At 61.3% G+C, this 15,263-nt stretch carries 14 protein-coding genes and 1 tRNA gene; 7 read left to right on the top strand and 8 right to left on the bottom strand.

The genetic code is table 11. The annotated features are described in order from the left end of the window. The first annotated feature begins 35 nt into the window (after positions 1-35). Genes V8Z65_RS02695 through V8Z65_RS02680 form a run of 4 tightly spaced genes read left to right on the top strand, consistent with a single transcriptional unit; the run spans position 36 to position 3,677 of the window. Positions 36-677: a TetR/AcrR family transcriptional regulator gene (locus tag V8Z65_RS02695; RefSeq protein WP_338722353.1), complete on the top strand. Its 642-nt coding sequence runs from the start codon at positions 36-38 to the stop codon at positions 675-677. Next, a complete protein-coding gene (locus tag V8Z65_RS02690) occupies positions 674-1,609 on the top strand; it encodes an HlyD family efflux transporter periplasmic adaptor subunit (RefSeq protein WP_338722352.1) in 936 nt (311 codons plus the stop codon). Before V8Z65_RS02695 ends, V8Z65_RS02690 begins: the two co-directional genes overlap by 4 nt. After that, positions 1,606-2,544 (top strand): ABC transporter ATP-binding protein, encoded by a 939-nt coding sequence (locus V8Z65_RS02685; RefSeq protein WP_338722351.1) that lies wholly within the window; start codon positions 1,606-1,608, stop codon positions 2,542-2,544. The genes V8Z65_RS02690 and V8Z65_RS02685 overlap by 4 nt, the downstream gene beginning before the upstream one ends. Then, positions 2,541-3,677, top strand: a complete 1,137-nt coding sequence (locus tag V8Z65_RS02680; RefSeq protein ID WP_338722350.1) for an ABC transporter permease — start codon at positions 2,541-2,543, stop codon at positions 3,675-3,677. The genes V8Z65_RS02685 and V8Z65_RS02680 overlap by 4 nt, the downstream gene beginning before the upstream one ends. A gap of 177 nt (positions 3,678-3,854) precedes the next feature. Here V8Z65_RS02680 and murA read toward each other — a convergent pair whose 3' ends face one another. Together murA and V8Z65_RS02670 are read right to left on the bottom strand one after the other, a co-directional pair. Beyond that, positions 3,855-5,147, bottom strand: coding sequence for a UDP-N-acetylglucosamine 1-carboxyvinyltransferase (murA, locus tag V8Z65_RS02675; RefSeq protein ID WP_338722348.1), 1,293 nt, complete (start codon positions 5,145-5,147; stop codon positions 3,855-3,857). A 127-nt stretch (positions 5,148-5,274) separates the two neighbouring features. Beyond that, positions 5,275-5,436, bottom strand: a complete 162-nt coding sequence (locus V8Z65_RS02670; protein ID WP_338722347.1) for a hypothetical protein — start codon at positions 5,434-5,436, stop codon at positions 5,275-5,277. 185 nt (positions 5,437-5,621) lie between these two features. Here V8Z65_RS02670 and V8Z65_RS02665 point away from each other — a divergent pair. After that, positions 5,622-5,696: transfer RNA gene (locus tag V8Z65_RS02665), tRNA-Thr, on the top strand. A gap of 212 nt (positions 5,697-5,908) precedes the next feature. Here the strand turns inward: V8Z65_RS02665 and V8Z65_RS02660 are convergent. From V8Z65_RS02660 to V8Z65_RS02640, 5 genes are all read right to left on the bottom strand, one after another. Then, on the bottom strand, positions 5,909-6,895 hold the full coding sequence (locus V8Z65_RS02660; RefSeq protein ID WP_338722346.1) for an ABC transporter permease: 987 nt from the start codon (positions 6,893-6,895) through the stop codon (positions 5,909-5,911). A gap of 4 nt (positions 6,896-6,899) precedes the next feature. Further along, positions 6,900-8,420, bottom strand: coding sequence for a sugar ABC transporter ATP-binding protein (locus V8Z65_RS02655; protein ID WP_338722345.1), 1,521 nt, complete (start codon positions 8,418-8,420; stop codon positions 6,900-6,902). Between the two features lie 121 nt (positions 8,421-8,541). Then, positions 8,542-9,489: a sugar-binding protein gene (locus V8Z65_RS02650; protein ID WP_338722344.1), complete on the bottom strand. Its 948-nt coding sequence runs from the start codon at positions 9,487-9,489 to the stop codon at positions 8,542-8,544. Between the two features lie 156 nt (positions 9,490-9,645). Beyond that, on the bottom strand, positions 9,646-10,620 hold the full coding sequence (locus tag V8Z65_RS02645) for an NAD(P)-dependent oxidoreductase (protein WP_338722343.1): 975 nt from the start codon (positions 10,618-10,620) through the stop codon (positions 9,646-9,648). Between the two features lie 79 nt (positions 10,621-10,699). After that, positions 10,700-11,737 carry a sugar-binding protein gene (locus V8Z65_RS02640; RefSeq protein ID WP_338722341.1) on the bottom strand — a complete coding sequence of 346 codons (1,038 nt, stop codon included), beginning with the start codon at positions 11,735-11,737 and terminating at the stop codon, positions 10,700-10,702. A gap of 293 nt (positions 11,738-12,030) precedes the next feature. On the opposite strand from V8Z65_RS02640, the gene V8Z65_RS02635 reads away from it, so the two are divergent. Both V8Z65_RS02635 and V8Z65_RS02630 read left to right on the top strand, forming a co-directional pair. Further along, on the top strand, positions 12,031-12,771 hold the full coding sequence (locus V8Z65_RS02635) for an ATP-binding cassette domain-containing protein (protein ID WP_338722340.1): 741 nt from the start codon (positions 12,031-12,033) through the stop codon (positions 12,769-12,771). A 20-nt stretch (positions 12,772-12,791) separates the two neighbouring features. Continuing rightward, positions 12,792-13,799 carry an ABC transporter permease gene (locus V8Z65_RS02630; RefSeq protein ID WP_338722339.1) on the top strand — a complete coding sequence of 336 codons (1,008 nt, stop codon included), beginning with the start codon at positions 12,792-12,794 and terminating at the stop codon, positions 13,797-13,799. On the opposite strand, the gene V8Z65_RS02625 is transcribed toward V8Z65_RS02630, so the two are convergent. Beyond that, complete coding sequence (locus V8Z65_RS02625) at positions 13,740-14,897, bottom strand: LacI family DNA-binding transcriptional regulator (protein ID WP_338722338.1); 1,158 nt, start codon at positions 14,895-14,897, stop codon at positions 13,740-13,742. The two genes, V8Z65_RS02630 and V8Z65_RS02625, sit on opposite strands and share 60 nt — an antisense overlap. Positions 14,898-15,263: the final 366 nt, after the last annotated feature.

Below are 15,263 nucleotides of genomic sequence, written 5' to 3'. Positions count from 1 at the left end.
TGCTAACTGACTGGTCAGTTAGTTATAGTAGCCTCATGAAACAGGAAAAGAAATTCAGCCGCAGGGCCGATGCGCGACCGGACGAGGTGCTGGATGCCGCCATCGCCGTGTTTGCGCAAAAGGGCTATGCCCGCACAAAAATGGACGATATCGCCAAGGCAGCGGGTATCTCGAAGGGGACGGTTTATCTCTATTTTCCCTCCAAGGACGCGCTGGTGGAGGGGATTGTACGCCGCGCCGTGACACCCATTGCCGAAGGCGCCCTGCCCCAGCTCGCGGCTTTTCAGGGCGACCCGCGCCTTCCCATCACTATGCTGATCAAGGTTCTTGTGGGCCTGCTGGGCGATCCGGAACGGCTGGCGGTCCCGCGCCTGATACTGCGCGAAGGCATGAATATTCCGGCCATCGCCGAAATCTATCGCCGCGATGTGCTGGACCTGGCTATTCCCACGCTAACGGGGCTGGTTGAACGCGGCATTGCCTCGGGCCATTTGCGGCCCCTCGACCCTGAATTGACCGTGCGCTCGATTATCGGTCCGGTCATAGCCCATCTCATGCTCAGCGAAGTGTTCGGCATTCGGCCTGAAGGCAAGCTGTCGTTCGACCGGCTGATGGAGAACCACCTCAATATCCTGTTTGACGGGATATCCGCACAAAAGGCGGAGGACGCCCCATGAACGAATTTCTCGCGGGTCTTATGGCAGCAATCCTCTCGTTGCTGCCCCATCAGGAGGACCCCATAGGCTATAATGGCTATCTTGAGGCCGATTATGTCTATGTGGCGCCGGTCAGCGCGGGCCGCATTGACGCGGTGATGGCCATGGAGGGGCAAAAGCTGGCGCCCGGCGAGGTGGTTTTCACGCTCGACAAGACCCAGCAGCAAAACCTGTTCAATGCCGCGCAAGCCCGGGTTTCGGCAGCGCGCGCGACGCTGGCCAATCTGGAAACCGGCGGCCGAAGCGAGGAACTGGATGTGATCAGGGCCTCGCTGGCCAAGGCGGAGGCCGACCTGGCGCAGGCGCAATCCAACCTGGCGCGCAGCGAACGGCTGGCCGAGGCCGGCACCGTGCCGGCGGTGCGGGTGGAGCAGGATCGCACGGCGCTGGCCAGCGCCAAGGCGCAGGCCGATCAATTGCGGGCGCAACTGGCCGTTGCCGAACTGCCGGCGCGCAATGCCCAGCAGGTTGCGGCGGAAGCCAATCTCAATGCAGCGGAAGCCGATGCCGAACGTGCGCGCCAGGACCTTGAGGACCGCGAGGTAAGCGCGCCCGTCGGCGGCACGGTGGATAAGGTATTTTATCGCGTGGGCGAGGTGGCGGGCGTGGGAAGCCCGGTGGTGTCAATTCTGCCCGACGGGCCGCTCGAGGCCTGGTTCTTCATCCCCGAAGGGCAACGGGCTGCGTTTGGCGTGGGCCAGGCCGTCACCGTGACCTGCGATGGCTGTGCCGCGCAGCAGGCCAGCATCGTCCATATTGCCAGCGAACCGCAGACCACGCCGCCGATCATCTATTCACGCGAGGAGCGCAGCCGGCTGGTTTATCTGGTCAAGGCCCGCCTAGCAGATGTTAGTGACCTGCGGCCAGGTCAACCGGTAACGGTGCTGCCATGACCACGGATGCGGTCATCGATGTGCGAGGCCTGACCAAGCGCTTTGGCGACAAGACGGTGGTCGATCACTTCGATATCGCCGTGCCAAAAGGGGCGATCTACGGGTTTCTAGGGCCCAACGGCTCGGGCAAGACGACGACGATCCGCATGCTGTGCGGGCTGCTGACGCCGGACGAAGGGGCCGGCCAATGCCTGGGTTTCGACGTGCGACGGGAAGCGGCGCGCATCAAAACCCAAGTCGGCTACATGACGCAGAAATTCAGCCTTTATGAGGACCTGACCATTCGCGAAAATCTCGATTTCGTGGCGCGCATGTATGGGGTGGCCGCCCGGCGCAAACGTGTCGGCGCGGCCCTGGACGAGCTCGGATTGGCAGACCGTTCCAAGCAGTTGGCCGGCACCCTGTCAGGCGGCTGGAAGCAGCGCTTGGCCCTGGCCGCCTGCCTGATCCACGACCCCAAACTGCTGCTGCTCGATGAGCCGACGGCGGGGGTCGATCCCAAGGCGCGGCGCGATTTCTGGGATGAAATCCGGCGGCTGAGCAAGGCAGGCGTCACCGTATTGGTCTCGACCCACTATATGGACGAGGCCATCCAGTGCGATTTCATCACCTATATCGCCTATGGCAAGAAACTGATCGATGGGCCTGCGGCGCAGATTCCCACCATGGTCGGGCTGACGACCTGGCGGGCGGAAGGCACGCATCTGGTCGCGTTGGAGACCGAGTTGCAGGGGCAGGACGGGGTTGATCAGGTGGCCCGGTTCGGGTCCGCGCTGCATGTCTCAGGCACCGATGCATCCGCGCTGGAGGCGACGGTGCGTCGCTTCGAGGCAAAGGGGCCGCAACACTGGAGCAAAGTGCCAGCGGGGCTGGAAGAGGCGTTTATCTACCTCATGGCAGGGTCGCGGGACAATTTCTCGCGCGATGCGGCATGAGCATCGGATTTTCCTTGAGCCGGTTTCTGGCGGTCCTGTTTAAAGAATTCATCCAGATGCGGCGCGACCGCGTCACCTTCGTCATGATGATCGGCCTGCCGATCATCCAGCTCATGCTGTTCGGTTTTGCCATCAATGCCGATCCGCGGCATCTACCGACGCTGGTGGAGGTCAATGATGAAGGGCCGCTGACCCGCGCATTGCTGGCCGGCATGCATACATCGGGCTATTTCGACTTCATTGGCGAGGTGCGCGGCCCGGCCGCCGGCGAGGAGGCCTTGCGGCGGGGCGAGGCCAATTTCGTCGTTGTCATTCCGGACAATTTTGCACGTGACGTCGTGCGGGGGCTCAGACCCACCGTGCTGGTGGCGGCCGATGCGTCGGACCCTTCGGCCGTGGGCGGCGCGGCGGCTGCGATGAGCGGTATAGTCGCCAATGCCATAGGCCAAACCCTGACCGGACCGCTCGCCCCGGCCGCCGGCTCGCCCGCGCCGTTCGAGGTCGCCATCCACCGCCAGTATAATCCCGAGGGCCGGACATCGACCAATATCGTGCCGGGGCTTTTGGCCATCATCCTCTCCATGACCATGGTGATGATCACCGCGGTCGCCATCGTCAAAGAGCGTGAGCGGGGCACCATGGAGATGCTGATTTCCACGCCTGTGCGCCCCGCCGAGGTCATGCTGGGCAAAATCCTGCCCTATGTGCTGGTGGGCTATGTGCAAACGGCGGTGTTCATGCTGGCGGCCTTCGCCGTGTTCGGAGTTCCGTTTACCGGCACGTTCCTGGCGTTCTTCTATGGCTTCAACCTATTCATCCTGGGCAATCTGGCGCTGGGTTTCCTGATTTCGACGCTGGCGCATAATCAGATGCAGGCCATGCAGTTGAGCTTTTTCACCATTCTGCCCTCAATCCTGCTCTCTGGTTTCATGTTCCCCTTTGCCGGCATGCCCGGCTGGGCGCAAACCATAGGAACAGCCGTACCGGCCACCCACTTCATCCGCCTGATCCGCAAGGTGATGCTCAAGGGCGCCGATACGCTGGATGTGTCGCCTGAGCTGCTGGCGCTGGGGGCGATCGTCCTGGTGATCAGCATCATAGCCATGTTGCGCTACCGGCAGACGCTGGATTAAGCGCAAAAGAAAGCCCGGCCGGGGCCGGGCTTGTTGGAACCTGGACCGAGACCCGGCCTATTCCCGCTGCCACTCGAGCGTAGCTCTCGTGGCCTTGCGCACTCAAATCGATCCACCGGATCGATCTGCCCTGCGGGACGCGCGCAAGCCGGAGCGATTTTGCCTTCGGCGCGCGTGCTAGCCCGCAACCCTCTCGATTTCGGCGCCGCAGCGGGAGAGCTTGTCTTCCAGCCGCTCGAAGCCACGATCGAGGTGATAGATGCGGTTGACCACGGTCTCGCCCTTGGCAGCGAGGCCGGCAATAACGAGCGACACCGAAGCGCGCAGATCGGTGGCCATGACCTGGGCGCCCTTCAATTGAGGTCGACCGGTCACCGTAGCCATCTGACCATTGACCGCGATATCGGCGCCGAACCGGGCCAGTTCGGCCACGTGCATATAGCGGTTCTCGAAAATGGTCTCGCGGATCTGGCTGACGCCGTTGCTCATGGTCATCAGGGCCATGAACTGTGCCTGCAAGTCGGTTGGGAATCCCGGGAAGGGATCGGTTTCCACATCCACAGGCAATATGCCATTGCCATTTCGCGTGACGCGAATGCCATTGGCCTCATTGGACAGCTCGGCGCCGGTTTGGGCGAGAATGTCCAAGGCGGCCTGCAGGTGTTCGGCCCGGGCCCCCTTGAGCAATACATCGCCGCCGGTCATGGCGGCTGCCATGGCGAAGGTGCCGGTTTCGATACGGTCGGGGATCACCTCCACGGTCGCGCCGTGAAGCTTTTCCACGCCCTCGACCGTAAGGGTACGCGTGCCGATGCCCGAAATCCTGGCGCCCATGGCAACGAGACATTCGGCAACATTGGTGATTTCGGGTTCCTGCGCCGCATTTTCAATAATTGTCGTGCCGCGCGCCAGAGTGGCTGCCATCAGGATCGTATGAGTCGCACCCACCGAGACTTTCGGGAAGCTGACCTTCGCCCCGATCAACCCGCCTTTGGGCGCGCGCGCGACCACATAACCTTCATCGATATCGATCTCGGCGCCGAGTTCCTTGAGGCCATAAAGGAAAAGGTCGACCGGCCGTGTGCCGATGGCGCAACCGCCGGGCAGCGAGACGCGGGCCTCGTGGCAGCGAGCCAGAAGCGGCCCGATGACCCAGAAGCTGGCGCGCATCTTGGACACCAGATCATAGGGCGCGGTGGTATCGACAATGTCGGCGGCGTGAAAGGTCATGCGTTGACCCACGCCCTCTTCCTCGCCGCGACGGCGGCCATGTACGGCAATATCGACGCCGTGATTTTCAAGAATGCGTTCGAGCTGTTTGACATCGGCCAGGCGCGGCACATTGTGCAACACCAGCGGCTCGTCGGTGAGCAGCGAGGCAATCATCAGTGGCAATGCGGCGTTCTTGGCGCCGGAAATGGAGATTTCTCCCCGCAGTTCATTGCCGCCGACCAAACGAATACGATCCATAAGAAGTCCTCAGAATAGGCCCTTGGGCCTGCTACCTGTTGGGTGGTAGGCGAGGTCTTCGTTGCCGCGTGAGCCAGACCAGCCGCACTTTGAAAAGGGTGACGAATAAGAATCGCCCGAAAATGGTTTACGGTTTCTTGTCCGCGCCCGGTTCGGGGGCCGTCAGAGCCGATTCGGACGCATCACCGGTGGCGCGCGCCTTTGCCTGCTCTTTCCGACGCTTGAGGTTTTCCCGCAGCTTTGCGGCTAATCTTTGCTCGCGCAGTACGGTTTGTTCCGATTTGCCCATGGCCCTTCGGCACCTCGATTCCATTGCTGGCGTTGATAGGCTGTTTTTGGTCTTGCGTCGAGTGAGGCACTATGGCAAAGGAGCCCCCGTCGCCGCGCCGGACCACCGCGCATGCGACTTGATAGAGTGATCGCGCTCTCGAACCGAAAAAGTGGATGCCACTTTTTTCTGAGAACGCTCCGGATGCTGCCGTAGCTCAGTGGTAGAGCACTCCCTTGGTAAGGGAGAGGCCGACAGTTCAATCCTGTCCGGCAGCACCATTTTCTCCCAAAGCATTGCTGGCTCCAGGAAGACCTCGGCCCGTCCGTTGCGGGGCGGCATTCGCTTGGTGGCGCTTTGGCACGACAGGCGCCGCGGGCCGCGCCAGGGCGACGCAGCTGCTTCATGCGACCGGCGGCGATCCCGGGAAACTGGCCGCTGGCGCGGGGTTTCGGATCAGGGCCTCAAGACGGTTGGCCGCAAGGAAATTGCCCTATCCGGTGCTTTCGCCAAGCAGTTGGGTTTTCTTGATGCGTGTGCGCTGACGATACCGCTCGAACTGCTGGTCGGCCAGGACGCCGAGCAGAATGACAGCGCCCATGACGGCAAAGTTGAGCGAAGAAGGAATGCCGAGCAGATTGACCAGGTTTTGCAGCTCTTGCAGCAACAGGGCCCCCAGCATGACACCAATGATCGACCCCTCACCGCCGCGTAGTGAAAATCCGCCCAGAACGGCGGCGGCAATGGCGTAGAGTTCGTAAAAATTGCCGTGCGAGGAGGGCTGTACCGATCGGGTGAACATAGCGAAATAGATAGCCGCTATCGCAGTCAAAACCGCGCAGATCAGATAGGCGCCGATGATCACCCGGTCGGTCCGAATGCCGGAATAGCGCGCCGCATCTTCGTTCTTGCCTACAGCGTAAAGATGCCGGCCATAGACGGAGCGGTGCAATATTATCCAGCAAATGAGGCCGGCCAGCAGCATGGCAATAAAGGAGTGCGGTATTCCAAGCGTTCGGCCGACCGTCAGCCATTCCACCTCAGGAAACGATGCGCCAAACGGAAACCCCGCGGTTGCCTCGCCCGTATAACCACGGGCAATTCCGCGATAGATCAACAGGCCGCACAGCGTCACCACAAAGGGCTGCATTTTGAGCTTGGTGATCAATAGACCATGCGCCAGGCCCAGCATGGCACCGATACAGATGATGGCCAGCATGGCTATGGGCCAGGGAACGGCATATTTGCCGATAAGCTCAACGAAAATTACGCCCAGCAAGGCGATCATCGAGCCGACGGACAGATCGATCCCGCCGGTCATGATGACAAATCCCTGGCCGATGGCGAAGAGACCGAAGAGACCGATCAGGTTGGCCGTATTGGCCAGATTGATGGGCGAGAGAAACAGCGGGTTCCTCAGATAGACGACAAAGCCGACGACGATGATCAGGACGGCAAGCCCCATATCCTTTTTCTGCATAGCTCTATTCCTGGTTTGCGCCGACAGCGAGCTGGAGCACATTGTGCTCTGAAAATTCCGACCGATCGAGCGAACCGGAAACAGCGCCTTCGCGCATGACGATAATCCGGTCCGAGACGCCAATGACCTCTTCCATATCCGACGAGATCATCATCACGCCGACGCCCGCATCGGCGAGACCGCGCATGAGCAGATAGATTTCGGCCTTGGCACCGACGTCGATGCCACGGGTAGGTTCATCGAAAATGACCATACGCGGGCGCATGGACAGCCATTTTCCCAGAACGACCTTTTGCTGATTGCCGCCGGATAGCTCAGCCGCGCTTCGCCAGATATCGGCGGTCTTGATGCCGAGCTTGCGCCGCTGCTGTTCGGCGCGTTCGTCCATGACACGGCTGGATACCAAGCCGTTTCTGGACACGCTCCTGAGGTCAGCCATGGAAATGTTTTCGCAGATGGAGGCTTCCAGCACGAGGCCGGTCCGCTTCCGGTCTTCGGGGACCAGATAGACACCGGCGCTTATGACCGAATGGGGCGAAGTGGTATCAAGCGGCGCATCGTGAAGCCACACATGGCCGCCACGTATGCCCGTCACCCCGAAAATGGCCTCGGCCAACTCGGTTCTGCCCGCCCCGACCAGACCCGCCACACCAAGTATCTCGCCAGCCCGCACCTCGAGATTGACCTCGACATCGGGATGGGCATCGTTTCTGACCCCGCGCAAGGCGAGCACCACCTCGCCGGGAGCCTGCCTTGGAGGGGTGTAAAGGCTCTTGAGGTCGCGGCCTATCATCAGCCGGATCATGGCATCGTGCTCGATTTCGTCGCGGGACAATTGCCCGACCGTGCGTCCATCGCGCAGCACGACGACACGATCGGCGCATTGCTTCACTTCACCAAGGCGATGGGAGATGTAGATGACGGCAATACCGTCAGCCTTCAGCTCGCTTATCACCCGCATCAAAACATTGGTCTCATTGATGGTGAGCGAGGATGTCGGCTCATCCATGATTACCACCCGCGCATCGATCGAGAGGGCCTTGGCGATCTCTAGTAGCTGGCGTTCGGCAAGCGAAAGGTCGGCCACCGGGGTGTCCGGACCGAAGCCGGCTCCCACCTTGCGCAGCAAGGGAGCGGCCGCCTCGCGCATGGCCCTGATATCGACAAGACCCAGGGGCCCGGACCGTAGCTCGCGGCCAAGGAATATATTGGCGGCGCTGTCGAGGTTATCGAAGACGTTCAGTTCCTGGTGCACGAAGGCAATGCCTGCGGCCTGCGACTGCTCGACCGACAGACGCGCATGTTCCTTGCCGTCGATCCAGATTGTTCCGGAGGTGGGCTCGATCACGCCACCCAATATTTTCATCAAGGTGGATTTGCCGGCGCCGTTCTCCCCGATCAGCGCCAGCACTTCGCCAGGCGATACCGACAGAGACACATTGGTCAGGGCGGCAACGCCGGGGAAGGTCTTTGAAATATTATCCAGGACCAGCAGAGGCCGGTCCGAGGGCTGATTGGTCGTCATAGTCAGTCGATTTCCTGGTGCGGCCTCGATTGGCGAGGCCGCAGACTCGTGAACCAAAAGCGCGGCCACACCGGGCCCAGACATGAGCCCGGACCCGGTGCCACCACATTGGTCGGGAGGATTACCCACCAATGCGCTCTTTGAGCTCGGCCTCGAAGGCATCGACATTGGATGCATCGATGACCTTGGTCGGCACGATGATCAGCCCGTCTTCGGGAACGCCCGACATATCGCCTTCGAGATAATCCGCCATCAGGTGCATGCCCTGATAGCCCCATTGATAGGGGTCCTGAACCACGGTGCCGGCGAAGCTGCCCTCGCGCACTGCACCAAGGGTGATGGGGTCCTCGTCGAAAGCAATGACCGTGATCTGGCCCAGCTTGCCGGCGGCCTGGAGCGCCTCATAGATTTTGGGCGGGTTATAGGAATAGAAGCCGACCATGCAGGTGATGTCAGGATTGGCGGCCAGCACATCGTCCACATTGGAGCGTGCGCGACCGAAATCCACATCGTCGCCACGCACGTCGACCAGTTCGACGCCTGATCCCTCGACCGCCTGGCGGAAGCCGGCTATGCGCTCAACCGCGTTGTCGGCGCCGAGAAAGCCCACAAAACCCATGCATTTGCCGCCATCGGGCAGCGCGGCAACAGCGATTTCGCCCGCCTGAATACCAGCAGCGGTGTTGGACGAGCCGAGATAGGCAATGCGGTCGCTGGAGGGCGCGTCGCTGTCGGTGGTGAAGAGCGGCACCTGGGCGGCGATGCGGTTGAAGGCATCGATCGAATTCTTCGGGTCCGCCGAGGAAATCATGATTGCATCGGTGCCCGAAGCCACAAGGTCGTCCATCAGGGCGTTCTGCAGGGCCGCCGTGCCCTGGACCGGATAGCGGAATTGCAGCTCGTAATCGGGCAGCTCTTCCTGGGCCTTGCTGACGCCCGCTTCGGCAAGCTTCCAGAAGTCGGAGGCCGCATTGACCACGAAGGCCAATTTGGGCTTGTCCTGGGCCATGGCTTGCCCGGCAAGCGTGGCGGCCAGGGCCACGAGCGACACAGACAATATAGTCTTCATAAAATACCTCCCCGCCGGCGGGGCATTTGCGGCTGCCACCTGCCGGCTCGTTGATTTTCCCCGCAGCAACCATTTGCCACGGGCAGGCATATCCATTGATCGGTGCAGTGGACGCATCCACATCGTCCGAACGCCGGATAACGGGTGTCGCATCGCCTAGCCTGGATACCAGACGATGCGCGGATCATCGGGCGCGCGCCGGTAATCCCAGGCGCGATCGATGAGCAATTGGGTGTCCACTGTCGGCCGCCAATTCAGCAGCAGGCCGGCTTTTGAATTATCGAGCCAGTTGCTGTGATAGGGCGTCTTGATCTCCACCACCGGCAAGTTGCGCGTTGCCCGCAAATGAGCCGCCACATGGGCGTAGTCGACGGGCTGGTTCATGCCGATATTGAACAACTGACCGCGGGCGGCGGGATGATCGAGCGCGTGAAGGATGGCGCAGACCAGATCGCTGACATGCACGAAATTGCGCCTGAGCGGAGCGCCCGTGACATCGCGCAGGAGCGGCACGGCGCCTGACCTGGCGTGAGCCTCGATTTCGTCCTCCGGCAGCAGGTCAGACCAGGCGGGGCCGCCGAACTGGTCGCTAAAACTCAGTGCGTAGCGGAAGTCATCTTTCTCCATGATCCAAGGGGCGCGAAGGCAGCAGCCATTGATGCCGTATTGGATGCCGTATTGTTCGAGCATGACCTCTTCGATCACCTTGGTCAGCGCGTAGCAGCCCGGATAGGCGCGGCGCGGCGAGACCTCGGTGATGGGTGCGTCATAGGGATGGAAGATGTGGCCCACCGAACAATCGCCGCCGATGAGAATGAATTGCTTTGCCGTGGGTGAGACACGGAAGGCTTCGAGCAGGTTGAACATGCCCTTGACCCCGACATCGATGGCAAGGTCGGGCGATTCCTTGACCGCCGCCATATGCAGCACGTGGGTAATCCCGTCGAGCGCGGAGCGGACGAGCTCCGCATCAGCCAGGGAGCCGCGTATGACCTCGACGGACGGATGCTCCAGGACGCGGTTGTTGCAGATGGCCCGAACCGTCCAGCCGGCAAACTTGCCGGCCGACAGAAAGGCTGGAAGAAAATTGCTGCCCACCTTGCCGGTGATGCCTGTAACCAGAAGTTTCACTGAACTATCCCTGGGATCTGCCCGATCCCTGCCAGCAGACTGGCGTGGCGCACAAAGCGCCACGCCCTGTTAGGGGTGCTTACTGTGCGCAGAAGCCCGGTTCTTCGCGAGTGCAGACGTCGAGCCCGGTATAGAGCGGGTCGTCAACGGCTTCCCCATTGATCAGCTGAATCATCACATCGGGTGCGCGCTGGCCCATTTCGAATGGACGCTGACCGATCTGGGCGTGACTGCGCCCCTCGTTGAAGGCCTGCACCTGCGGCGGAAGGGTGTCGCCCGCCACAATGATCAGCTCATTGCTGTCGAGCTTGTCCATGACCTGATCGGTGACCTGGGCATAGGCCTGTGGGGCGAACTGCGCCCAGCCGCCGATCAGGATGAAGGCATCGAGATCGGGATTGGCGGTAAAGACGTCCGCCATCTGCTGGTTGGCAAGATCGGCCTGGTCATTGGTGAAGACCGGACAGCCCTCAATTTCTGTCCAGCCGCCCTCCCCGTTCAACCGGTCGGTTCCCTCGGCGCCGGCAATAGCGTCGCGGAAACCCGCGGCACGGGCATTGATATTGTCGGCCGCGACATTGCCAAGCTGCAGGCAGACGGTGCCGCCATCCGGCTTCAGGCGCCGCGCCTGTTCGGCCATCTTGACGCCCATCAGGTAATTATCCGTACCCAGATAGGTCTGGCGCAGATCGCGATCGGCTTCGCCCAGATCGGCGTCGACAGTCATGACCGGGATCTGCGGGGCGATTGCACGCAGTCGATTGGCCATTGCCGGCGCATTGGACGGCGAGATGGCAATCGCAGCTACACCCTTGGTGATCAGATCGTCCACCAATTGCACCTGCCCGGCTTCGTCCGTGCTCGATGCAGGGCCGGTATAGAGACACTCGTATTCGGAATCGGGATTGTTGGCGGCCCAATCCTGGCAACCAAGATTGATTTGCTCAAAGAATGGATTGTCGAGGCCCTTCACGACAATGGCCAGGGTCTTTTTCTCCTGCGCCTGCACACCAGTGGCCGCAATGGCGAGCAAAGCCGCAGCGGCGGTTAACTGACTTACGTACCTCACAATTAGGTCTCCTCCCGTGACGTTGAATTCCAAAGGTTTCCCATGCATGGGCCGATCACCCTTTGGCTGTGATTGCCGCTTCCGGGTCTCCTCCCTGCGGCAAGCATCTGCGGCCACCCCTCAAAGCGGACCACAAATCTGAAAACCCTCTTTCGCGAAGAGTTTGATCATATTATGTGATAATATCAGCATTCAATTAGCGTCACCGTCAAGCCGGATTTTGAGCATAAGGACGATGAGGCCAATGAGAGGGCGAAAAACGTCACGATTGCTGCCATTCGTGGGCTTTCGGGGTGCCTGAAAGCGCCATGCAGACGACGTAGAGGACGAAGGGGAGGCGTATGAGCGCTTTAAAGCTCACCAATATTAGCAAGCATTTCGGGGCCATTCAGGCGCTGAACGAAGTGTCACTGGAAATCGCTCCGGGACAGGTGGTCGGCCTGATGGGAGACAATGGGGCGGGCAAGTCCACGCTCGTCAAGGTGATCGCGGGTAATTTTGCACCGACTGCCGGCGAGATGTTCATTTCCGACACCAAGGTCGAATTTCACCGGCCTCTCGATGCCCAGAGGGCCGGTATAGAGGTGGTTTATCAGGACCTTGCGATCTGCAACAATTTGTCGGCCGCATCCAATGTGTTCCTGGGGCGCGAACTCACGCGGCAGTTCGGGCCGCTGCGGATCATCGACTATGCGGCCATGCGGGAGCGCTCGGCCGAGCTGTTTGCCCGGCTCAAATCCGAGACCCGCCCGAGAGACCTCGTCAAGCATATGTCGGGTGGCCAGCGTCAGGCCGTGGCCATTGCACGCACCCTGCTGACGGACGCCAAGATCGTGCTGATGGACGAACCGACCGCCGCCATTTCGGTGCGCCAGGTCGCCGAAGTGCTCAATCTCATCCGCTTCCTGCGGGATCACGGCATAGCCGTGGTTCTCATCAGCCACCGCATGCCGGATGTGTTTGAGGTGGCCGACAATATTGCCGTCCTGCGGCGCGGAAAGCTGGTCGCCAACAAGAAGGCCAGCGCGTCCTCACCCGAAGAGGTCACTGGCCTCATTACCGGCGCCATCGAAGCGGCCTGAAGCGGAGCATCGGAAGATCAATGTCTACATCCAACAACACCCTGGCCGCCGCCATCGATCGATCGGAACATCGAGGCCTGGTGTCCAGGCTCACCAGCTATCAGACCTTCTGGGTCTTTCTGGCCGCCATTCTGGCCTGCCTCGCCCTGGCGCTGCTGACGGACACATTCGCCACCGAGCGCAACCTGTTCAATGTTTCGCGCAATTTCGCCTTTGTCGGCATCATCGCGCTGGGAATGACCGCGGTCATCGCCTCGGGAGGCATCGACCTGTCAGTCGGTTCGACCGTGGTGCTGTCGGCCATGACGGTGGCCGTGCTGATGTCGGGCGGCTTTCCCGCCTGGATCGGCATTCCCGCGGCCCTGCTGGTCGCGGCCCTTGTGGGGCTCGTGAACGGGCTGCTGATTGCCTATGCGCGGATGCCGCCCTTCGTCGTGACCCTGGGCATGCTATCGGTTGCGCGGTCGCTGGCCATGGTTTTGTCCAATAACAAGATGATCTATGAGTTCGGGCCCGATCATGGCTTCTTGCTCGCACTGGGCGGTGGATCGACCCTGGGCCTGCCAAACCCGCTCATCGTGCTGGCGGTGCTCGCCCTCTTGACTGGGTTCCTGTTTAAGTGGACGCGCTGGGGGCAGCATCTGTTCGCCCTGGGCGGCAATGAGCAGGCCGCCAAGTTGACAGGTATTGCGGTCGGGCGCCTCAAGGTTTCGGTCTATGTGTTCTCAGCACTGATGGCAGGGGTGACCGGCGTGCTCGAAGTGGGCTGGCTGGGCGGCGTGACGACCAATCTGGGACAGGCCATGGAATTGTCCGTGATTGCGGCAGCCGTCATCGGTGGCGCCAATCTGGCCGGCGGTGTGGGGACGGCCTTCGGCGCCGTCGTGGGCGCCCTGCTGATAGAGGTGATCCGCAATAGCCTCATCCTGCTTGGCATCAGCACATTCTGGCAGGGAGCCTTTGTGGGCTCATTCATTGTCATCGCGGTCGCGTTCGATCGCTTCCGCAATTTCCGCAGCTCCGAATAGGCTGGCAGCGGTGGGCTCCGGGCTATCGTAAAGGCGACCGGAATGGTGGAGCCCTGGCGATGAACGACCCGCGGTGGAGTGACGGATAATCAATTCGCACTCCACCTTGGTCCGGCTCGGCGATGCCTTCTGGCCGCCCACTGCATCGAGGAGTAATTCGACAGCCGTCCGCCCCATCTCGTAATGTGGAAGCACGAGCGTCGACAGCGGCGGATGCATGGACTGGGCGATATCCCGGTCGTCGAACCCGATGACCGCCACGTCGTGGGGAATGGATTTCCCCAATTCCTTGAGCGCGTCATAGCATCCCACGGCCATCATGTCGTTGGCACAAAAGATGGCGTCGGGCGGGTTTGGCAGAGCCATCAATTCCTTTGTCATGAGATATCCTGCCGAGGGCTCCCAATTGCCGGGACGGACCAGGGCAGGATCAAAACCAATATCGGCGCTGGCCAAGGCCTGGCGATAGCCTTTGAGGCGGTCGCGTGCGGCATCGACCCCCTGTTGTCCGTTGATGTAGCCGATCCGCCGCCGGCCAACCGCAATCAGATGTTCGGTGGCGGCGCGCCCGCCCACCAGGTCTCCGGGCAGGACGGCGCTGAACGCCCGCCCCACGTCGTAACAATTGACCAGAACAGTATGGTGCCGGGAAAAAACCTCGGGAAGCTGGACCTGCCGGGTCAGGATGGTGCCATAGATCAGGCCTGCCAATTGTTGCCTGCCGGCGCTACCCACCAGGCTGGTTTCGACATCCGGATCGCCATGGCTGAGGCCCAGGGTGAGATTCACCCCCTGTTCGAGGGCCCGGTCGCGCGCGCCCTCGAAGGCGAGGGACATCCAGGGATCAGCGGAAATTTCGTCGGCAATGAACAGGATGCTCATGGCATTGCCATTGCTCGAGCGCTGACCGCGCCGGACGAATTTGTATCCCAGCGCCTCGGCGGCCTCCACGACGCGCTTTCGGGTGCTCTCGGCGAGCCTAGCACCTTTGCTGCCACTCAGGACGAGCGACACGGTCGCCTGGGAAACACCTGCTGCAGCGGCGACGTCCATCATTGTGGGCCTGGACGTGCCCGCCTGGCGTTTGGGCTTGCGCATGGTCTTTTTGATCTCTTGTGAATAGCGGAGGATGAGTGGTGCAGGGCGCAGGTGGGAAAGCCTGGAACAGGCCGGAGCTGAAAGAAACCGGACAATCCCGATCTCCAGCACTAGCAAACGCGACCTTGATTCTGATTTCAAGATAATATTAGCACCGACCGCATGGCGCAATCGCCGGCCCTATCATGGCCGGTGGTGGCGCGAAGCCTGCCAGAGGCCGCGTGGAAGGCGCTGGCGACAAAACTGACGGCAACCATGGATTTAGGGCTCTTCGCTAATTTCAACCGCCGGCCAAACCACTCGGGCGCGATCTGCCTGGTGCTGCCCGCGATGGTCTTGTCGCCGGACCCGGTCCGCTCTATGCCT

The sequence above is a fragment of the Devosia sp. XK-2 genome (genome assembly GCF_037113415.1).
Taxonomy (GTDB): Bacteria; Pseudomonadota; Alphaproteobacteria; order Rhizobiales; family Devosiaceae; genus Devosia.
The sequence above is the reverse complement of the archived record's forward strand: the minus strand, read 5'-3'. Positions and strand labels throughout refer to the sequence as shown.